We start from the raw sequence: 20,484 nt of genomic DNA, 5'->3' as shown, positions 1-20,484 counted from the left end.
AATGCTGGCCGAGACCGGCGCGCAACTGGGCGCCTGGGCCCTGCCGATCGCCGGGGTCTTCGGGCTGCTGATCGGCAGTTTCCTGAACGTGGTCATCGCGCGCCTGCCGGTGATGCTGGAACGCGACTGGGAACGCGAGGCCCGCGCCATCCTCGAGCACGAACCGCCGGGCGCAGAGGAGCGTTTCGACCTGGTGCGCCCGCGCTCGCGCTGCCCGCAATGCCAACGCCCGATCCGAGCGCTGGAGAACGTGCCCCTCCTCAGCTATCTGCTTTTGCGCGGGCGCTGCCCTGGCTGCGGCACCCGCATCAGCTGGCAGTATCCCGCGGTCGAGGCGCTCACCGCGCTGCTGTTCATCGTGACGATCTGGCACCTGGGGCCGAACGCCACAGGCCTCCTGGCCCTGGTGTTCACCGGCGTGCTGATTGCGGCGGCCGGCATCGACGCGCGCACGACCCTGCTCCCGGACCAGCTGACCCTGCCCCTGCTGTGGCTGGGCCTGCTGGTCAATATCCCGGGGACCTTCACCGACCTGCAGTCGGCGGTCATTGGCGCCGTCGCCGGCTACCTGGTGCTGTGGCTGATCTTCCATGGCTTCCGCCTGCTGACCGGCAAGGAGGGCATGGGCTTCGGGGACTTCAAGCTGCTGGCCGCGCTGGGCGCCTGGCTGGGCTGGCAGGCCCTGCCGGTCATCCTGCTGCTGGCCTCGCTGGTCGGCGCCGTAGTCGGGATTGCGTTGATCCTGCTGCGCGGCCGTGATCGCAATATCCCGATCCCGTTCGGCCCCTATCTCGCCGCCGCCGGCTGGCTCGCGCTGATCTGGGGAGACGAGCTGCTGGCCCTCTACTTCCCCCAGGGATTCTAGGCGACGGGCATGCTGCGGGTCGGACTCACCGGGGGGATCGGCTGCGGCAAGAGCCGGGTCGCGGGGTTGTTCGCCAGCCTCGGCGTGCCGGTGCTGGATGCCGACGCCATCAACCGCGAGCTGCAGACACCGGGACACGACCTCTACGCTGCCATCGTGAACCGCTTCGGGCCCGGCGTCCTGGATGCCCGCGGGCACCTGGACCGCGGCGCCCTGCGCAGCCGGATCTTTGCCGACCCGGGGGAGCGCCAGGCGCTGGAGGCCCTGGTCCACCCCGCGGTGGAGGCCCGCATCGAGGAAGACCTCGCCGCGCTGCCATCCGACACGCCCTACGCCCTGATCGTGGTTCCACTGCTGTTCGAGGCCGGCTGGGAGAACCGCTTCGACCATGTGATCGTGGTCCACTGCGAGCCCCACGAGCAGATCGCCCGCGTCACCCAGCGTGACGGCCGCAGCAGCGCCGAGGTGGAGGCCATCCTGGCGGCCCAGATGAATCCCGAGGAGCGCCGCCTGCGCGGGGACAGCGAAATCCGCAATCGCGAAGCCACAACGGAGGCCGACTTGGCGAACCAGGTAGCAGAACGCGACGCCGCCCTGCGCGAGCTGTCCGCCACGACCGCCTCCCGGGTGGAAATCCGCCCCCCGAATACCTGATACTGCCGGGATTCCCGGGCCATGCACCTTCAGCCCTCCTGCCGAACGGGCACGCCGTGAGCCAGACCCTGACCTTCGAACAACCGCTGCATGAACGCGTGCGCCTCCTGCTGCGACTGGAGGCCCTGAACGCGCGCTTCGCCGACGCACTGGAGTCGGGGCGGCCGTTCGACCACCACGAGGCCCTGGTCTCCCTGGTCGATATCTACGCGCTGGTGACCCGCGTCGACATCAAACGCGAGCTGATGGGCGAGATCGAACGCCAGACGGTCAACCTGAACCGCCTGGCCAACCAGCCGGGCGTGGATGCCGAGCGCTTCCGCGAAACCATGGACACGCAGAAGCGGCTCCATGATGCGCTGGAGGAACAGGCCGGCGCCCTCGATCACCGCGTGCGCGGCAGCGAGTTCTTCTCCAGCGTACGCCAGCGCATGGCCCTGCCGGGCGGCGCCTTCGACTTCGACCTGCCGATCTACCACTACTGGCTCGCACAGCCAAGCCAGGCGCGCAGCGAACTCCTGCTGGAGTGGTTCGAGCCGCTCAATACCGTCGCCGAGGCGACCGCCCAGGTGCTGCGCTACATGCGCCGCTCGGGCCACGCGGAGCCGGTCACAGCGGAGGAGGGCTACTTCGAGCGCAGCCTGGACACCAGCCATGCCTGGCAGCTGATCCGGGTGACCGTCGACCCCACCCTCGGGGTCTATCCGGAGATCAGCGGCGGACGCCAGCGCTTTACCGTGCGCTTCTTCGCCCCGGGCGACTTCCGCGAGCGCCCGGTTCCGGCCAGTCGCGACGTCCCCTTCCAGCTCTGCTGCTGCGCGATCTGACACCGTGACCGGGCTCGTTGCCCGGCGACGGGATCAACCGTCCAGCAGCCCGCGAATGCCGGCAATCCCCTGCGCTCCCGCCCGGCGCGCCTGGGCCAGGTGCCCCGGGGTCATGCCTCCCAGCGCATAAACCGGTACGCCCGCACCGGTCGTCCAGGCAGTGAAGCGCTCCCAGCCCAGCACCTCGGCCCCGGGGTGGGTGGCGGTCACCTCCACCGGCCCGAGGACCACGAAATCCAGCCCCAGCGCGGCGACCCGCGCGAGCCCGGCCCGGTCATGCACCGACGCGCCGATCCAGCCACCCCGGTCCGGACGCGTCTCCAGTTCGCGCCAGCGCCGCTCCGGCAGATGCAGCCCCACCTCCGGGAACCCGGTCAGCCAGTCCGCCGGGGCGTTGGCCAGCACCGGGATACCCAGCGCGCCGGCGGGCCCGGCGATGGCCGCGAGGAAGTCGCGATAGGCCGACGCGTCCAGCGCCGGCGCCCGAACCTGGACCATGCCGGCCCGGCCCGCGCGCAGGGCCCGGACCACGCGCTCCGCGATCGCGTCGGCCTGGCCCGCATCGTCCGGGGACGGGGTGATCAGATAGCGCTCGGGGAGCCGCAGCGCGTTGAGCATCGCGCGGTTGGCCGCCGGGAAATCCGCCGGGTCGAGGGTGTCCGGGCGCAGCCACGCCATGGTCTGGCCCTCGCGCGGCGCGGGTTCGCCGGACCACGTGCTCACGCGAAACACGTGCAGGCGCACGGAGCGCTCCGAATAGCGGTGATCAATGGTCAGGCACTGAACCGCAGCGCCGACCCGGACGCCCAGTTCCTCATCCAGCTCGCGGGCCAGGGCCGTGGCCGGCGATTCCCCCGCGGCCACCTTGCCCCCGGGGAATTCCCGAAACCCGGCCAGGTGCTGCCCGCGCGCACGGCGCGTGACGAGCACGCGGCCCCGGGCATCCAGGATCAGCCCGATCGCGACCTCGACCGGCCGGGAGACAACCGGTTCAGGACCGGTATTCGGCATTGATGCGCACGTACTCGTGGGAGAAGTCGCAGGTGTACTTGCGCGCGCCCGCGGGGCCCCGGCCGAGGTCGATGCGCACATGAATCTCGTCCGCGCCGAAGGCCCGCTGGCCATCGGCCTCTGCATAGGCCGGGGCCCGGCCACCGTCGCGAACGATCTCCACATCATTCACGTGGATCGCGACCCGCTCGATCGCCAGGTCCGGCACACCGGCGCGCCCCACCGCCGCCAGGATCCGGCCCCAGTTGGGGTCCGAGGCGAACAACGCGGTCTTCACCAGCGGGGACAGCGCGACCGTCTCGGCCACCTGCGCCGCTTCTTCGCGCTCCCGCGCCCCGGTCACCTCCACGGTGACGAACTTGGTCGCGCCCTCGCCATCGCGCACGATCGCCTGGGCCAGCTCCAGACACACCGCCGCCAGCGCGGCGAGAAACGCCTCCCGATCCGCCGGCGTGGCGAGCCCGGCGCCGCTGGCGCCACTGGCCATCACCACGACCGCATCGTTGGTCGAGGTATCGCCGTCCACCGTGATCGCATTGAAGCTGTCGCGGTTGGCCACGCGCAGCAGGCCCTCGAGCTCGGCGGCGTCGATGGCGAGATCGGTCCCGATGAAGGCCAGCATGGTCGCCATGTCCGGGTGGATCATGCCGGAACCCTTGGCGATGCCCGTCAGGGTCACTTCGCCCTGCGACAGGGAGACGCGGCGGCTGCAGCCCTTGAGCACGGTATCGGTGGTCATGATCGCGCGCCCGGCCTGCATCCAGGTATTGGGCGCCAACCCGGCGTACAGGACCGGCAGGGCCGCGACAATCCGCTCGACCGGCAGCGGCTCCCCGATCACGCCGGTGGAAAACGGCAGGACCGCATCCGCGACGGTCCCGGTCAGACCGGCCACCGCCTCGCAGCAGGCGCGCGCGGCGGCCAGCCCGGGCTCGCCCGTACCGGCATTGGCGTTTCCGGCGTTAATCAGCAGCCAGCGAGCGTGCCCCCGCGCCTGGTGCTCGGCGGCCACCACCACGGGCGCCGCGCGGAAGGCATTGGTGGTGTAGAGCGCGGCGATGGTCGCTTCCGGGCCGGCGTCGATCAGGACCAGATCGTCACGCCCGGCGTAACGGATGCCGGCTGCGGTCGCGGCCAGGCGGATCCCCGGCACGGGATGAAGGACCTCCGGGGCGATCAATCCAACGGCCATTGTGGGCGTCCCCTACAGCTTGCCGTGGCAGTGCTTGAACTTCTTGCCCGAGCCGCACCAGCAAGGCTCGTTGCGCCCCAGCTTGGGCTCCTCGCGGCGATAGGGGGCCTCGCCACTGGCGACCGGCTCGCGGCCCTCCGCCTCGCCCTCGGCATCGGGCTTCAGGGCGCTGTCGGGGTTCTGGTGCTGGAACTGCAGGTCGTCCTCGGCCGGCGCGGCCTTCTTCGGCTGTAGCGCCTCGACCTCCTCCGGCGAACGCAGCTGCATCCGCAACAGGAACTTCACGACATCGTGCTTGATGCGTTCCAGCAGGGACTGGAACATGGCAAAGGCTTCCTTCTTGTACTCCTGCTTCGGGTTGCGCTGGGCGTAGCCGCGCAGCCCGATGCCCTGGCGCAGGTAGTCCATCGCGGCCAGGTGTTCCTTCCACTGGCTGTCCAGGACCTGCAGCATCACGTCGCGCTGCAGCCGGTTCATGGTCTCGTCACCCAGCTGCTCGCGCTTGCCGGCCAGCATCTCGCGGGCATGGCCGACGATGCGTTCGCGCAGCGGCTCCTCGTGGAGGTCGTCCTCGTCGTCCAGCCACTGCTGCACCGGCAGGTCCAGCCCGAACTCGCCGTTGAGGGCCTGCTGCAGGCCCTCAACGTCCCACTCGTCCTCGATCGAGCCCGGCGGGATGTACTGGCTGATCTGGGCGTTGACCACGTCCTCGACCAGGGTGTCGATGGTGTCGCTGATGTCTTCGGTGGTCAGTAGTTCGGCGCGCTGGTCATAGATCACGCGGCGCTGGTCGTTGGCCACGTCGTCGTATTCCAGCAGCTGCTTGCGGATATCGAAGTTGTGGGCCTCGACCTTGCGCTGGGCGTTCTCGATGGCGCGGGAGACCCAGGCGTTCTCGATCGCCTCGCCCTCCTTCATGCCCAGGCGCTGCATCAGCCCGCGCACCCGCTCGGAGGCGAACACCCGCATCAGGTTGTCTTCCAGCGACAGGAAGAAACGGCTGGAGCCCGGGTCGCCCTGACGCCCGGAGCGCCCGCGCAGCTGGTTGTCGATGCGCCGCGACTCGTGGCGCTCGGAGCCGATGATGTGCAGACCGCCGGACTCGAGCACCGCATCATGGCGCTGCTGCCAGTCGGCCCGTATGGCCTCCTGCCGGGCCGTGTCCTCCGGATCCACCTCGGCCAGCTCGGCATCCAGCGAGCCGCCCAGGACGATGTCGGTGCCGCGCCCGGCCATGTTGGTCGCCAGGGTCACGGCTTTGGGACGGCCGGCCTGGGCGATGATCGAGGCCTCGCGTTCGTGCTGCTTGGCGTTCAGGACCTCGAAGGCGATGCCGGTCTTTTTCAGGGCGTCCGCCAGGCGTTCGGAGCTCTCGACGGAGGCGGTCCCGACCAGCACCGGCTGACCGCGATCCACGCACCACTGGATCTCCTTGATGATGGCGGTGTATTTCTCTTCCTGGGTCAGGAACACCAGGTCCTGCATGTCGTCGCGCACCAGCGGTTTGTTGCCGGGGATCACGACCACTTCCAGGTCATAGATGGTCTTGAACTCGTAGGCCTCGGTATCCGCGGTACCGGTCATGCCAGCGAGTTTGTCGTACAGCCGGAAGTAGTTCTGGAAGGTGATCGAGGCGAGCGTCTGATTCTCGCGCTGGATCGGCACGCCTTCCTTCGCCTCGATGGCCTGGTGCAGCCCCTCGGACCAGCGCCGCCCGGCCATGATGCGTCCGGTGAACTCGTCGATGATCTGGACCTTGTCGTCGCGCACCAGATAGTCGACGTCGCGATGGAACAGGGCGTGCGCGCGCAGGGCCGCGTTCAGGTGATGCAGGACCGCGATGCTCGCGGAGTCGTACAGGGTCTGGTGTTCTTCCAGCAGACCCGCCTGGCGCAGCAGTTCCTCGGCCTTCTCGTGACCCTCTTCGCTGAGGAAGACCTGTTTGGCCTTCTCGTCGACAAAGTAGTCGCCCTCGCTCTCCTCGTCTTCCTGACGAGTGAGCTGCGGCGGGATGGTGTTCAGCCGCTCGTAGAGCTCCGAGCTGTCGCCGCTGGGGCCGGAGATGATCAGCGGGGTACGCGCCTCGTCGATCAGGATCGAGTCGACCTCGTCCACCACCGCGAAGTTGAGCGCCCGCTGCACCCGCTGGTCGGCCGAGAAGGCCATGTTGTCGCGCAGGTAATCGAAGCCGAACTCGTTGTTGGTCCCGTAGGTGATGTCCGCCGCGTAGGCCTCCCGACGGGTGACCGGGCGCAGGTGCTCGAACCCGCCCTCCTCGGCGTGATAATCCGGATCGAAGAGATAGGAGGCGGAGTCCACGCCCAGGCCGCCGGAGCTGTTGACCACGCCCACCGAGAGCCCCAGCGCGTGATAGAGACGCCCCATCCAGGCGGCATCGCGCCGGGCCAGGTAGTCGTTCACCGTGACCACGTGCACCCCGTCGCCGGTCAGTGCGTTGAGATAGGCCGGCAGGGTCGCGACCAGGGTCTTACCCTCGCCGGTACGCATCTCGGCAATGCGGCCGTCGTTCAGGACCATGCCGCCGATCAACTGCACGTCGAAATGGCGCAGGCCCATCACCTGCGCGCTCATCGCGCGGCACACGGCAAAGGCTTCCGGCAGGAGCTTCTCCAGGTCCTCGCCCTCGCCCAGGCGGCGCTGGAATTCCCGGGTCTTGTGGCGCAGCTCGTCCCGCGACAGCGCCTCGGTGGAGTCGGCCAGGGCATTGATGCGTTCCACCGCGCGGGTATAGCGCTTGAGGATGCGATCGTTGCGACTACCGAAGATCTTCTGAACGAGCTGCTTGACCATGGGGATCCGTAAGGGTTGGCTGAAACCCGCCTAGGATAAACGATCCGCCGGGGAAACGCTGTGCCGGGAAAGCGGCTTTCCGGGAGGCCACCGACGCCGAATCCCGCGCCGCGCAGCCACTAGGGAGTGATTTAATCGCACGTCCGCGTTGGTGCCCCCTGTTTTCCGAGACAAGGCGCGTCGTGCAGCGGGTAGTGGTTCTACCCGCAAGGGGCGCAACGCAGGGTCGGGGAATAGGGGGCACCAACCCCGCAAGCGATTGAATGCAGGGGCTCGGGCGCCCGTTGCTGATCAAAAACGGGCGCGCGCACGGCGTTGCGGTTGTTCCCTTGTGCAGAGTGACTGCACGGCAGTCACCGCGCCTTGTTCGCACGCAAAAGCGACTCGAGCGCGGACGTGCGATTCAATCAGCGTCCCCCTAGGTGTCAGTCCCGATCGGGAAGGAAGTTGTAGGGGTTGAGGGCCTTGCCGGCATCCACCACCTCGTAGTGCAGGTGGGTGTCGGTCGCGCGGCCGGTGCGGCCCATGGTCGCGATCACCTGGCCGGCCTCCACGCGCTCGCCAGCCTCGACCAGGATCTCCGCATTGTGGGCGTAGCGCGTGTTCAGGCCGCCGCCGTGGGCGATCTCGACCAGGTTGCCGAAGCTGCTGCGCCGCCCCGCGAACACCACCAGACCGCCACCCGCCGCGCGGATCTCGGAGCCGGGCCGACCGGCAAAGTCCATCCCTGAGTGGAACCGCCGATTGCCGGTGAACGGATCCTCGCGGTAGCCAAACGCCGAGCTGATCCAGGCATCATCCTCGACCGGACGAAGCCGCGGCGACAGGGCCTCGCGCGAGGCATCCAGGCGCAGCTCGGAGCCCACGAGGTCCACCGCGGCGCTGTGCCGGCCCAGCAGGTGCTCCAGCGCCAGCAGGCGGTCGTGCACCTCCAGCGGCGAATCCGGTCCTTCCAGCAGGGGCCCGCCCTGCCCCCCGGTCTCCGGCGCCAGATCGGCCACGTCGAGCCCGAGGGAGTCGCCCACCGAGCGGATGCGCAGATCCACACGCGACAACTGGCGTTCCAGCGCCACGACCCGTTCGACCAGATGATTCAGGCCCTCGCGGGCGGCTTCGCGCTCCACCGTCTCGACGGCCACAGGATCCAGGGTATTGGTCACCGGAATCCGGACCACCTCGCGCTGGCTCTGGCCGACCAGGTAGGCCGCCACCACCGCGGCCGCCATCAGCAGCACCAGCACGCCCCCCGACACGGCCATCGCCCACAGGGGCAGGCGTGCACAAAGGCCGTCCGGACGTAGTACGATCAACTGCATGCGAATCCTCTTGTTCTCTCCGCCTTGCGCCACCGGGTTACCGGGATGACACCGCAGCGGATCACCCGTTTCATCGCCCGCGACTGGTCCGCGCACTCCGGCCGCGACCGCGGCGTGGAGCGCGCCCTCGAGGGCCTCGCCGGCAATGCGCTGAAGGCGCGGCGACTGGCGTTCACCCTGCGCGAGGACACCCTGGTCGCGATCTGCGCGGACCGCGGCCTGGCGACCGAACTGCGCTTCCAGCAACGCGAACTGCTCAAGACCCTGCGTGCCGCGGGCTTCGAGGGCATCGAGCAGATGCGCATCCGGCTGTCCCGGGTGCCCCGCCCTGCCGAACCGGCCGCGCGGCTGGAACGGCGCGAGATCCCGGAAGCCGCCCGGCAGATCCTCGCCGACACTGCCTCTCGCATTCAGGATCCCGAACTGGCCGGTGCGCTGGATCGGCTCGCCCGCGCGGCGCGCCCGTCCCCGCCGAAGCCGGACTGAACCGGCGCCGCGGTATTCAGCCCGCCGGCGTCGGTGCCAGCTGGCCGAAGGAGATCGGCAGGCGCTCGTTCGGGTCCTCGAAGGTGACCTTTTCCCAGGCCGTCTCGTCGGCCGCGAGTTGGCGGATCAGCTGATTATTCAGTGCATGCCCGGACTTGTGCCCGGTGAAGGCGCCGATCAGGCTGTGGCCGAGCAGGTACAGGTCCCCGACCACGTCGAGGATCTTGTGCTTTACCAGCTCGTTGTCGTAGCGCAGACCGTTCTCGTTCAGGATCTTGTAGTCATCGAGCACCACGGCATTGTCCAGGCTGCCGCCCAGCGCCAGCTGGTTGGCCCGCAGGGCCTCGATGTCGCGCATAAACCCGAAGGTTCGGGCACGCGAGACCTCCTTCACGAAGGAGGTGGACGAGAAATCCAGCTCGGCGCGCTGGCTCCCGTCGGTGAACATCGGGTGTTCGAAGTCGATGCAGAAACCGACCTTGAACCCCTCGTAGGGATCGAAGCGCACCCATTTGTCGCCCTCGCGGACTTCCACGCTGCGCTTGACCCGAATGAATTCCTTGGGCGCGTCCTGCTCTTTCAGCCCGGCGGACTGCAGCAGAAACACGAAGGGACCGGCACTGCCGTCCATGATGGGCACCTCGGCGGCGCTCACGTCGACGTGCAGGTTGTCGATGCCCAGTCCGGCTATGGCCGAGAGCAGATGCTCCACGGTCGAGACCCGGACATCGCCATTGACCAGCGTGGTCGAAAGCCGCGTGTCGCCGACATTGTCGGCACAGGCGCGGATCTCCACGGACGGATCAAGATCGCAGCGATGGAACACAATCCCGGTGTTCACCGGGGCCGGCCGCAGGGTCAGCACCACCTTCTCTCCGGTATGCAGTCCTACCCCGGTCGCCCGAATGCTGTTCTTGAGCGTTCTTTGCCTGATCAACGAATTGAGCCTCTCTCTTTCAGGAGAGCGCATAAGGGGAGCCCGGGCCCTCCCGGGCTCCTCATGCACACAACGATTGCCGCATTATTGCAGGATTCCGCTCGTCCTGCATGTGCCGGCGCTCTCAGTCCGCCTGTTTGCGCAGAAAGGCCGGAATATCCAGCACATCAATGCCTTGCTGCTGGTTGTAGTCCACCGCCAGATTGTCGCCACCGCGGCGCTTGACGGTCGGCTGATCGAGGTCGACTTCGACGTCGGAACCGACCGCCTTCTTCGGCTGGGCATCAACCACCCGCACCTGCGGACGTTCGGACTGCGAAGCCGGGGCCCCCAGGCCGGTCGCCACCAGGGTGACCCGCAGCTCGTCGGTCATCTCGGGGTCGATCACCGTCCCGACGACGACGTTGGCGTCTTCCGAGGCCAGAGCCTTCACCGCCTCCCCGACTTCCTCGAACTCGCCGATACCGACATCCATGCCGCCGGTCACGTTCACCAGGATGCCGCGCGCGCCGGAGATATCGATGTCCTCCAGCAACGGGCTGGCGATCGCGGCTTCGGCCGCCTCACGGGCACGGTCCTCGCCGGAACCAGAGCCGGTCCCCATCATCGCCATACCCATCTCGCGCATCACGTTGCGCACGTCGGCGAAGTCGACGTTGATCAGGCCCGGGCGGGTGATCAGCTCGGCAATGCCCTGCACCGCGCCGAACAGCACGTCATTGGCGGCCTTGAAGGCGTCCAGCAGCGTGGTGTTCTTGCCCAGCACCGTCAGCAGCTTCTCGTTGGGGATGGTGATCAGCGAGTCGACCTGCTCGGTCAGGGCCTTGATCCCGGACATGGCCACCTGCATGCGGCGCTTGCCCTCGAACGGGAACGGCTTGGTGACCACCGCCACGGTCAGGATGTTCATCTCCTTGGCGATCTGCGCCACCACCGGCGCGGCCCCGGTACCCGTACCACCGCCCATGCCGGCGGTAATGAAGACCATGTCCGCGCCCTGCAGCAGGTCCTGGATGCGCTCGCGATCCTCCAGCGCAGCCTCGCGGCCCACGGAGGGATCCGCCCCGGCCCCCAGGCCCTTGGTGATGTCGCCACCCAGTTGCAGCAGCGTCTTGGAATCCAGGCTCTTCAGGGCCTGGGCATCGGTATTGGCGCAGATGAAGTCCACGCCCTCCAGTTGCGAGTTGACCATGTGCTGCACGGCGTTGCCGCCGCCGCCCCCGACGCCGACGACCTTAATCGTCGCGTTCTGGCTATAGGTATCCATCAGTTCGAACGTCATGATTGCGTCCTCTCGTTGCGTGTGTACAGGTACTTCTGTTGGCCTGCGTCATGGCCGGAGAGCGGTCCGACCCCCAAAGATTCCGGTGTCCTGGTCATCAGAACTGCCCGGAAAACCAGCGCTTCATGCGCGCCCATACGCCCTGGAACCCGCTGCTCACGGGCCGGGCCTCCTGCTCCGCACGCGACTCGCGGGCGTAGAGCAGCAGCCCCACTCCCGTCGCGTGGATCGGATTCTTCACCACATCCAGGAGCCCGGTGACGCGTTGCGGCACCCCCAGGCGTACGGGCATGTGGAAGACCTCTTCGGCGAGGTCCACCACACCTTCCATTCGAGACGATCCGCCGGTCAGTACGACCCCGGCGGCGATCATTTCCTCGGTTCCGCTGCGGCGCAGCTCCGCCTGCACCAGCTGCAGCAGTTCCTCGTAGCGCGGCTCGACCACGGAGGCGAGCGTCTGACGCGACAGCCGACGCGCGGCCCGATCGCCCACCCCGGGCACCTCGATGCTCTCGCCCGGGTCGGCCAGCGAGCGCAGCGCGCAGGCGTACTTGATCTTGAGTTCGTCGGCGTACTGGGTCGGCGTGCGCAGGGCGACCGCGATGTCGTTGGTCACCTGATCCCCGGCAATCGGGATCACCGCGGTGTGCATGATCGCGCCATGGGCGAACACCGCGATGTCGGTGGTGCCACCGCCGATGTCCACCAGGCAGACACCCAGGTCCTTCTCGTCCTCGCTGAGCACCGAATAGCTGGAGGCGAGCTGTTCCAGGATGATGTCGTCCACCCGCAACCCGCAGCGCTCCACGCACTTGACGATGTTCTGCGCCGCGGACACCGCGCCGGTGACCAGGTGCACCTTGGCCTCCAGCCGCACCCCGGACATCCCGATCGGCTCGCGGATGCCCTCTTGCTCGTCGATGATGTATTCCTGCGGCAGCACGTGGAGGATGCGCTGGTCGGCCGGGATCGCGATCGCGCGCGCGGCGTCGATCACCCGGTCGACGTCGCCCGCGACCACCTCGCCGTCCTTGATCGCCACCACGCCGGTGGAGTTGTAGCTCTTGATGTGAGAGCCGGCGATCCCGGTGTAGACCGAGTGGATCTCGCAGCCGGCCATCAGCTCGGCCTCCTCGACCGCGCGCTGGATCGACTGGACGGTGGACTCGATGTTCACCACCACACCCTTCTTCAGCCCGCGCGAAGGGGAGGACCCGATCCCGATGATCTCGATCTCGCCTTCCTCGGTCAGCTCCCCGACCACCGCCTCGATCTTCGAGGTCCCGACGTCCAGGCCGACGATCAGACCGGGTTCCGACTTCTTTGCCATCATCTTTCTGCGTCCTGTCGTTCGTGTCATCGGGCGTCCCCCGCACCGTCATCCGCCGCATCCGCCCAGGCCACCGCGAGCCCGTGCGGATAGCGCAGGTCGATCCGTTCCACCGGGGCATCGCGATAATCGCGAATCGCCGGCACCGCGCGGACCAACTGACCCAGGCGGCTCAGATCGGCATCCCGGCCCATCAGCACGCGCACGCCGTCCGCCAGGTGGATGCTCCAGTCATGGCGCGCCCCTTCCTGCAGCCCGGTGACCTCCAGCCCGGCATCGGCCAGGCGCGCGGAGACCTCCAGGTAGCGATGCATCAGCACCACCTGCCGCCCATCCGTCCCTGCGAGGGCCGGCAGCCCCTCCCAGTCATCCAGCGCCACCGGCCCGAACAGCCGGCCGTGGCGGTCGACCAGGTGGTCGTCGCCCCATTGCGCCACCGGCACCGGCTCGCGGATCTCGACCACCAGCGTGTCCGGCCACTGGCGGCGCAGGCGCACCGTGTCCACCCAGGGCTGGGCCTCCAGCGCCGTGCGCAGGCGCTCCAGCTCGACCCCGACAAAGCCCGATGCATGGGCGCGGGCCAGCTCCTGCACGGCCGCGACATCCGCGTGCTGCGGGTTGCCGGTCACCTCGATGCGCTCGATCGGCAGCCAGGCATCCGGGTCGAACTGCAGCCAGGCCAGCGCGCCCAGCACCAGCATCCCGGCAAGGCCCATGCCGGCCATCAGGCGCAGCCCCGGGCCGGCCAGGCGGCGCAAGGGCGATGGCCCCTGCGCCTGCGGCCGGCGCGCGGGTCGGGTTGTGCGGCGTGCGTTCAACGCAGCCCTCCACACTCGAAACTGGAATCGAGGATGCGCAGGCACAGCTCGTCGAAGTCGATCCCGGCCTGCGCGGCCGCCTTGGGCACCAGGGAGTGATCGGTCATGCCCGGGATGGTGTTCACCTCGATCAGGAAGTTCTCGCCGTGCTCGTCCTGCAGGATGTCCACCCGGCCCCAGCCGCAGCCCTCCAGCGTCGCGAAGGCCGCGATCGCCAGGGACTGCAGCTCCAGCAGCGCGCTCGAATCCAGCGGGGGCGGGCAGACGTAGCCGGTATCATCGGCCTCGTACTTCGCGTGGTAGTCGTAGAACCCACCCGGGGTACGGATCTCCACCACGGGCAGCGGCTCGTTGCCGAGGATCGCGACGGTGTACTCGCGCCCGCGGATCCACTGCTCGGCGAACACCTGGCCCGGCTGCAGCCGGGCCGCCTCGAACGCCGCCGGCAGATCCGCGACGCGATCGACCCGCGTGATGCCGAGGCTGGAGCCCCCGCGGGCCGGCTTCACGATCAGCGGCAGGCCCAGGGCCTCGGCGACCGCCTCCGGATCGAAACCGGGTGTCAGCAGGCGGTAGGGCGCGCTGGGCAGATTGCTGCCCGCCCACAGCCGCTTGCAGGCCAGCTTGTCCATGCCCAGCGCGGAGCCAAGCACGCCGGTCCCGGTGTATGGCACACCCGCCATGTCGAGGCAGCCCTGCAACGTGCCGTCCTCGCCACATTCGCCGTGGAGCACGATAAACACCCGGTCGAAGCCCTCCAGCGCCAGGCAGCGGGCACTCTCGCGGGTCAGGTCCAGCGGGTGGGCATCCACGCCCTGGCGCTGCAGGGCCGCCAGCACGGCCTGGCCACTCTGGAGCGAGATGTCGCGCTCGCCGGACCAGCCACCCATCAGGACCGCGACCCGGCCGTAGTCTTGTGCGCTTCGCTTGCTCATGCCGTTCCCTCGCTTGTCTCGTTCGCACCCGCGGCGCGTCCCAGCACCCGGACCTCCGGCTCCAGGTGCACCCCGAAGCGCCGCTCCACTTCGTCCTGGGCATGGCGCAACAGCCATTCGATATCGGCGGCGCGGGCCGTCCCGTCGTGGGTGATGAAATTGGCGTGCTTGGGCGAGATCTCCGCCGCGCCGCGGCGCAGGCCCTTCAACCCGGCCGCCTCCACCAGACGCGCCGCGTGATCCCCCTCCGGATTACGGAAGACCGAACCGCAGGACGGCAGACCCAGCGGCTGCTTCGCCGAGCGCTCGCGCAGGAGTTCGCGGATGCGTCGGGTTCCGGCTTCGGGGTCGCCCGGGGCCAGCCGCAGCACGCAGCCGGTGAACCATTCGTCTTCCGGGCCCCGGACACTGCGGTAGCCGATGGAGTAATCCGCTGGCGTGCGGGTATGCAGTTCACCGCGCACATCCACCGTGGCCACCGATTCCACCAGCGGCCAGATCTCGCCGCCCCAGGCGCCCGCATTCATGTACAGCGCGCCCCCCACCGTGCCCGGGATGCCGGCCAGGAACTCGGCCCCGACCAGCCCCTCGCGGGCCCCGAAGCGCGCGGCCTGGGCACAGGCCAGCCCGGCGCCCAGCAGGAGACGATCACCGTCCAGACGCCGGCGCTCGTTGAGGACACCCGACAGGTGCACCACCAGCCCCTCGACACCCCCGTCGCGGATCAGCACGTTGCTGCCAAGCCCGAGGAAGGTCACCGGCATCTGCGGGGCGTGGGTCGCGTGGTCGCGCAACGCGGCCACCAGATCGTCGAGGTCGACCGGCTGGAACAGCCAGTCGGCCGGCCCGCCGACCCGCCACGACGTGAGCCCGGCCAGCGGCACCCGGGCCTGCAGCCGCCCGCGCGGCTCCCCGGCGAACGGCGTCGCCATCGGCTCGATCTCGCGCGCCGCCATCATGTGCCCCCCTTGCCGGACGCGCTCAGCTGTTCGGGCAGCAGACCGGCCAGCCGGCCGATGTCGCCGGCGCCCTGGGCAATGACCACGTCATCCGCGCGCAGCATGCGCCCGAGGACGTCGACGACGTCGTCGGCCCGCTCGACAAACACCGGTTCGACCTGACCGCGCAGGCGGATGGCCCGCGCCAGGCTGCGGCCGTCGGCACTGGGGATCGGCTCCTCGCCGGCGGCGTATACCTCCAGCAGGATCAGCACATCGGTCTCCGACAGCGCCTCGACAAAGTCCTCGAACAGGTCGCGCGTGCGGGTATAGCGATGCGGCTGGAAGATCGTGATGCGCCGCCGATCCGGCCAGGCATCGCGCGCGGCGGCCTGGGTCGCGGCGATCTCCCGCGGGTGATGGCCGTAGTCGTCGACCAGGGTCACCGGGCCGCTGGGGGCCTGCCAGGACTGGACCTGGAAGCGCCGGCCGATGCCCTGGAAACGCTCCAGCGCGGCCTGGATCGCGGTCGGCGCCACCTCCAGCTCGTGCGCGACCGCCGCCGCGGCCAGGGCGTTCAGCACGTTGTGGCGGCCGGGCAGGTTGAGGGTCACGGGGAATGCCGCCTGCCCCGGCAGGGCCAGGTCGAAGTACATGCGCACGCCTTCCTGGCGCACATTCAGGGCGCGCACGTCGGCCGGCTGCTCGATGCCGTAGGTCAGGCGCGGGCGCTCCAGTTCCGGGTACAGGTCGCGCACCTGCGGGTCGTCCGCGCACAGCACGGCGATGCCGTAGAACGGCAGGTGATGCAGGAACTCGAGGAAGGTGGCGCGCAGCTTGCCGAAGTCGTTGCCATAGGTCCCCAGGTGATCGGCATCGATGTTGGTCACGATGCTGATCATTGGCTGCAGGTGCAGGAACGAGGCATCGCTCTCGTCGGCCTCGGCCACGAGGTAGTCACCGGCCCCGAGGTTGGAGTGGCTGGCCGTGCTGTTCAGGCGCCCGCCGATCACAAAGGTCGGATCCATGCCCGCCTCCGCCAGGACACTGGCGACCAGGCTGGTGGTGGTTGTCTTGCCGTGGGTGCCGGCCACCGCGATGCCGTAGCGAAAACGCATCAATTCGGCGAGCATTTCCGCGCGGCGCACGATCGGGATGCCCCGACGACGGGCCTCCTGGACCTCGGGGTTGGACGGGTTGATCGCACTGGAAACCACCAGCACGTCCGCGTCCGCCACGTTCGCCTCGGTATGGGCCGCCACCACCGGGATGTCCATCGCCTTCAGGCGCTCGACCATCGCCGACTGCCCCAGGTCGGAACCGGAGACCCGGTAACCCAGCTGGTGCAGGACCTCGGCGATCCCGCTCATGCCGGAACCCCCGATCCCGACGCAGTGGATACGGCGAATGCGGCGCATTGCGTGACGCGGCAGGCGCGTGGCGTTCATGACGATCCCTCCGGGCGGGCACCCGCCATCTCCATGCAGGCGTCGGCCAGGCGCTGCACCGTGTCCGGGCAGGCCTGCTCGCGCGCCAGGACCGCGCGGGCCCGCAGGGCCTCGCGATCCAGCGGCCCGACCCGGTCAAAGATGGCCTGGGCCGTCAGTTCGGCATCCGCGATCCGCCAGGCCGCGCCCGCGCGCACCAGGGCCTCGGCGTTCGCGGTCTGGTGGTCATCCACCGCATATGGATAGGGGACGAAGAGCGCCGGCACCCCGGCGGCGGCCACCTCGGCCACGGTCAGGGCCCCGGCGCGACAGATCACCAGGTCCGCCCAGGCGTAAGCGGCGGCCATGTCCTCGATAAAGGCGGAGATCTCGGCCGCCAGCCCGGCTTCGGCGTAGGCGGACCGGGCCTCCTCCAGGGTGCGTTCGCCGGCCTGGTGGCGGATGTTCAGGCGCTGTTGCGCCGCCACCATCGCCAGGCCCGCGGGCAGGGTCCGATTAAGAGAGCGCGCGCCCAGGCTGCCCCCCAGGACCAGGATGTTCAGCGGGCCTTCGCGCTCGTCGAAGCGGACCTCCGGGACGGGCAGGCCGGCGATCTGCGCGCGCACCGGGTTGCCCACGACCGTGACCGCCACCCGTTCGGGAAAACTGTGCTCGAAGCCGGAGTACACCCGGTCGGCGACCTTCGCCAGCCAGCGGTTGGTCAGGCCGGCCACCGCGTTCTGTTCGTGGATCGCCAGGGGGCGCCCCAGCGCGGCCGCCATCAGGCCGCCGGGCCCGGCCGCGAAGCCGCCGAAACCGATCACGGCGTCCGGGCGCAGGCGCGTCATCAGGCCCAGCGCCGCCCACAGCGACAGACCCAGCCGCCACGGCGCCAGCGCCAGCCCGATCACGCCCTTGCCGCGAATCCCGGCGATGGGGAGGGTTGTCAGTTCGATGCCGGACTCCGGTACCAGCCGCGCCTCCACGCCGCGGGCGGTACCCAGCCAGCGCACCTGGGCGCCGCGGGCACGCAGCTCCTCGGCCACCGCCAGCCCGGGGAACACATGCCCTCCGGTGCCGCCAGCCATGATCAGGATGCGCGGGGCGTTCATGCCGCACCTCCCCGCCGGCGACGGGACGGCTGCGCCGCCCGGGGAGCGGGCACCTGGGCCTCGCGGTAGACGCGCATCACCAGGCCGATGGCCGCCAGCGAGACAATCAGCGAACTGCCGCCGTAACTGAGAAACGGCAGGGTCAGCCCCTTGGTCGGGAGCAGCCCCATGTTCACGGCGAGGTTCAGGAAGGCCTGCAGGCCCATCCAGATCGCCACGCCGAACGCCAGATGGGAGGCGAAGGCATGGCCGGCGCGCTCGGCATACAGGCCGATACGGATGCAGCGCCAGACCAGCACCCCGAACAGCGCGATCAGGGCGATAACGCCGACAAAGCCGAACTCCTCGGCAAAGACCGCAAACAGGAAATCGTTGTGCGCCTCCGGCAGGTAGAACAGCTTCTGCACGCTGTTGCCCAGCCCGGCCCCGAACCAGCCGCCGGAACCGATCGCGATCAGCGACTGGGTCAGCTGAAAGCCGGTGGCGAACGGGTCCTGCCAGGGGTCGAGGAAGGCCGTCAGGCGCGCCACGCGGTAGGGTGCCGCGACCGCCACCACCGCCATACCGGCGCCGATCGTGACCCCCAGCGCGGCGAACTGCCACAGCTTGGCACCGGCGAGGAACAGCATGCCCATGCCGATCGCCAGCATGATCGCCGCCCCCCCGAAGTCGGGCTGCAGCAGCATCAGGATGGTGCCCACCCCGAGCACAATCAGCGGACGGATGAAGCCGAGGAAATGCAGGCGCAGCGTCGAGTAGTGGCGCACGATGTAGCCGGCGAGGTACATCACCACCAGCAATTTCACCAGCTCCGCCACCTGGAGGTTGAACATGCCCAGCGGGATCCAGCGGGTCGCCCCGTTCACCGTGCGGCCCACCCCGGGGATCAGCACGGCGATCAGCAGCACCATCACCAGGATCAGCAACCAGGGCCCCGCGCGCTCCCAGCGTGCCAGCGGAACCGACCACAGGAAGGTCGCCACCGCCAGACCGATGGCGGCGAAGATCACCTGGCGCTGGAAGAAGTGCCAGGTATTGCCGAAATAGCGCTCGCCCAACCCCATGGAGGCCGAGGCGACCATCACCAGCCCGATCCCCAGCAGGGTCGCCGCGACCGCCAGCAGAGGCAGGTCCACGTGATCGCGCAGGCCGGCCACCAGGCCGCGATCCGGCAGTCCGAGGCGGCTACTCGAGACACTCATGCCGCGAGCCCCCGCACCGCGCGGGCGAAGTCGTCGCCGCGCGCCTGGTAATTCTCGTACATGTCCAGGCTGGCACAGCCCGGCGACAGCAGCACGGTATCCCCGGGCTGCGCCCAGGCGGCGGCCTGGGCGACCGCGGCGGCCATGTCGTCGACGCGCTGCACCGGCACCACTGATGCCAGGGCGCGGGCGATGGCCGGCGCGTCTTCGCCCAGCAGGACCACCCCGCGGACCTTGCCCGGTATGTAATCCGCCAGCGGGGCGAAGTCCTGGCCCTTGCCCTGCCCCCCGGCAATCAGCACCAGCGGCCCCGGCGTGCCGCGCAGCGCGGCCAGAGTGGCGCCCACGTTGGTACCCTTGGAGTCGTTGATGTATGCGACCCCGTCGACCTCGGCAATCCACTGCGAGCGGTGCGGCAGCCCGGCGAACTCGGCCAGTGCCGCCAGTGCGCGGGCCCGGGGCGCGCCTGGCTCCAGCCACGGCCAGGCCAGCGCCAGCGCGGCCAGGGCGTTGGCCCAGTTGTGCTGCCCCCGCAGGCGCAGGCGACCCGTGGCGAGAAGGCCCTCGTCGCCATGCACCAGCTCGGGGCCATCCTCGGGGGCCGGACGCACGCCGAAGTCGACCGCACGCGGCGGGGCGTCGAGACCGAAGGAGATCACCTGCAGGTCCTGCGGCAGCGCAATCTCGCGCAGCCAGGTGTCCTCGCGATTCAGCACGCCACGCTGGGCGCGATCCAGGATCCGGGCCTTGGCGCGTACATAGGCGTCCAGATCGGCGTAGCGGTCCAGGTGGTCGGGGGAGATATTCAGGATGGCGGCGGCGGCCGGCGCCAATGTGTGGCTGCGCTCCAGCTGGAAGCTGGACAGCTCCAGCACGTACAGATCGGGCGCCGATTCCAGCAGGTCCAGCGCCGGGGTCCCGAAGTTGCCGCCGACCGCGACACGGTAGCCAGCGGCCTGGAGCAGCTCGCCCACCAGGGCGGTCACGGTGCTCTTGCCGTTGGAGCCGGTGATCGCGATCACCGGGGCGGGCGCCTGCTCGGCGAACAGATCGATGTCCCCGATCAGGCGGGCACCGGCCGCCTGCGCCTGCTGCAGGACGGGGTGTTCCAGGGCGACGCCGGGCGAGACCACGATTCGGGAGAACCCCGTGGCATCCAGATCGTCCAGCGGCCCCACCCAGGCGGCGTTCACCCAGTCCGCGCCCGTAGCCAGCGCCACGGGGGCCGCCCGAGTATCGGTGAGCGCAAACGACTGGCCCTGCGCGCGCAGGAAGCGGGCCACCGACAGTCCGGTCGCCCCCAGGCCCACGATCAGGTTGTCGCCGCTGGCTCGCATCATG

General features: G+C 69.4%; 18 protein-coding genes. 4 read left to right on the top strand and 14 right to left on the bottom strand.

From position 1 onward, the window contains the following. Position 1 precedes the first annotated feature (1 nt). From F614_RS0109280 to zapD, 3 genes are read left to right on the top strand one after another with little or no spacing between them, the layout of a single operon-like run. Positions 2-865 (top strand): A24 family peptidase, encoded by an 864-nt coding sequence (locus F614_RS0109280; RefSeq protein WP_018865666.1) that lies wholly within the window; start codon positions 2-4, stop codon positions 863-865. Positions 866-874: 9 nt separating this feature from the next. Continuing rightward, positions 875-1,519, top strand: a complete 645-nt coding sequence (coaE, locus tag F614_RS0109275) for a dephospho-CoA kinase (protein ID WP_018865665.1) — start codon at positions 875-877, stop codon at positions 1,517-1,519. A gap of 56 nt (positions 1,520-1,575) precedes the next feature. Beyond that, positions 1,576-2,346, top strand: a complete 771-nt coding sequence (gene zapD / locus F614_RS0109270; protein ID WP_018865664.1) for a cell division protein ZapD — start codon at positions 1,576-1,578, stop codon at positions 2,344-2,346. Between the two features lie 33 nt (positions 2,347-2,379). Here the strand turns inward: zapD and F614_RS0109265 are convergent, their stop codons facing one another. From F614_RS0109265 to F614_RS0109250, 4 genes are all read right to left on the bottom strand, one after another. Continuing rightward, positions 2,380-3,357 carry a Nudix family hydrolase gene (locus F614_RS0109265; RefSeq protein WP_019558760.1) on the bottom strand — a complete coding sequence of 326 codons (978 nt, stop codon included), beginning with the start codon at positions 3,355-3,357 and terminating at the stop codon, positions 2,380-2,382. Next, complete coding sequence (gene argJ / locus F614_RS0109260; RefSeq protein ID WP_026329841.1) at positions 3,338-4,549, bottom strand: bifunctional glutamate N-acetyltransferase/amino-acid acetyltransferase ArgJ; 1,212 nt, start codon at positions 4,547-4,549, stop codon at positions 3,338-3,340. The genes F614_RS0109265 and argJ overlap by 20 nt, the downstream gene beginning before the upstream one ends. A 12-nt stretch (positions 4,550-4,561) precedes the next feature. Beyond that, positions 4,562-7,360, bottom strand: a complete 2,799-nt coding sequence (gene secA, locus F614_RS0109255) for a preprotein translocase subunit SecA (protein WP_019558758.1) — start codon at positions 7,358-7,360, stop codon at positions 4,562-4,564. A 425-nt stretch (positions 7,361-7,785) separates the two neighbouring features. Beyond that, on the bottom strand, positions 7,786-8,676 hold the full coding sequence (locus tag F614_RS0109250; protein WP_026279153.1) for a M23 family metallopeptidase: 891 nt from the start codon (positions 8,674-8,676) through the stop codon (positions 7,786-7,788). A gap of 45 nt (positions 8,677-8,721) precedes the next feature. Between F614_RS0109250 and F614_RS0109245 the strand changes: the two genes are divergently transcribed. Next, positions 8,722-9,162, top strand: a complete 441-nt coding sequence (locus F614_RS0109245; protein WP_018876471.1) for a DciA family protein — start codon at positions 8,722-8,724, stop codon at positions 9,160-9,162. A gap of 16 nt (positions 9,163-9,178) precedes the next feature. Here F614_RS0109245 and lpxC read toward each other — a convergent pair whose 3' ends face one another. From lpxC to murD, 10 genes are all read right to left on the bottom strand, one after another. Further along, complete coding sequence (gene lpxC, locus F614_RS0109240; RefSeq protein WP_231366535.1) at positions 9,179-10,099, bottom strand: UDP-3-O-acyl-N-acetylglucosamine deacetylase; 921 nt, start codon at positions 10,097-10,099, stop codon at positions 9,179-9,181. A 124-nt stretch (positions 10,100-10,223) separates the two neighbouring features. Next, positions 10,224-11,381, bottom strand: coding sequence for a cell division protein FtsZ (gene ftsZ, locus F614_RS0109235; protein ID WP_017942791.1), 1,158 nt, complete (start codon positions 11,379-11,381; stop codon positions 10,224-10,226). Positions 11,382-11,478: 97 nt separating this feature from the next. Then, complete coding sequence (gene ftsA / locus F614_RS0109230; RefSeq protein WP_018865657.1) at positions 11,479-12,714, bottom strand: cell division protein FtsA; 1,236 nt, start codon at positions 12,712-12,714, stop codon at positions 11,479-11,481. A 23-nt stretch (positions 12,715-12,737) separates the two neighbouring features. Continuing rightward, a complete protein-coding gene (locus F614_RS0109225) occupies positions 12,738-13,460 on the bottom strand; it encodes a cell division protein FtsQ/DivIB (protein ID WP_026280317.1) in 723 nt (240 codons plus the stop codon). 65 nt (positions 13,461-13,525) lie between these two features. Beyond that, positions 13,526-14,464: a D-alanine--D-alanine ligase gene (locus tag F614_RS0109220; protein ID WP_018865655.1), complete on the bottom strand. Its 939-nt coding sequence runs from the start codon at positions 14,462-14,464 to the stop codon at positions 13,526-13,528. Next, positions 14,461-15,423, bottom strand: a complete 963-nt coding sequence (gene murB, locus F614_RS0109215; RefSeq protein WP_018882413.1) for a UDP-N-acetylmuramate dehydrogenase — start codon at positions 15,421-15,423, stop codon at positions 14,461-14,463. The genes F614_RS0109220 and murB overlap by 4 nt, the downstream gene beginning before the upstream one ends. Continuing rightward, complete coding sequence (gene murC / locus F614_RS0109210; protein ID WP_018878169.1) at positions 15,420-16,850, bottom strand: UDP-N-acetylmuramate--L-alanine ligase; 1,431 nt, start codon at positions 16,848-16,850, stop codon at positions 15,420-15,422. Before murC ends, murB begins: the two co-directional genes overlap by 4 nt. Continuing rightward, on the bottom strand, positions 16,847-17,941 hold the full coding sequence (gene murG / locus F614_RS0109205) for an undecaprenyldiphospho-muramoylpentapeptide beta-N-acetylglucosaminyltransferase (protein WP_019558757.1): 1,095 nt from the start codon (positions 17,939-17,941) through the stop codon (positions 16,847-16,849). Before murG ends, murC begins: the two co-directional genes overlap by 4 nt. After that, complete coding sequence (gene ftsW, locus F614_RS0109200; protein WP_019583714.1) at positions 17,938-19,143, bottom strand: putative lipid II flippase FtsW; 1,206 nt, start codon at positions 19,141-19,143, stop codon at positions 17,938-17,940. The genes murG and ftsW overlap by 4 nt, the downstream gene beginning before the upstream one ends. Further along, entirely contained in the window at positions 19,140-20,483 is a 1,344-nt protein-coding gene (gene murD, locus F614_RS0109195) for a UDP-N-acetylmuramoyl-L-alanine--D-glutamate ligase (protein WP_019558756.1), read from the bottom strand. The genes ftsW and murD overlap by 4 nt, the downstream gene beginning before the upstream one ends. Position 20,484 lies beyond the last annotated feature (1 nt).

It is taken from the genome of Thioalkalivibrio sp. ALE12 (genome assembly GCF_000381105.1).
Taxonomy (GTDB): Bacteria; Pseudomonadota; Gammaproteobacteria; order Ectothiorhodospirales; family Ectothiorhodospiraceae; genus Thioalkalivibrio.
Note: the sequence above shows the minus strand (reverse complement) of the source record. Positions and strands in the feature narration are given on the sequence as shown.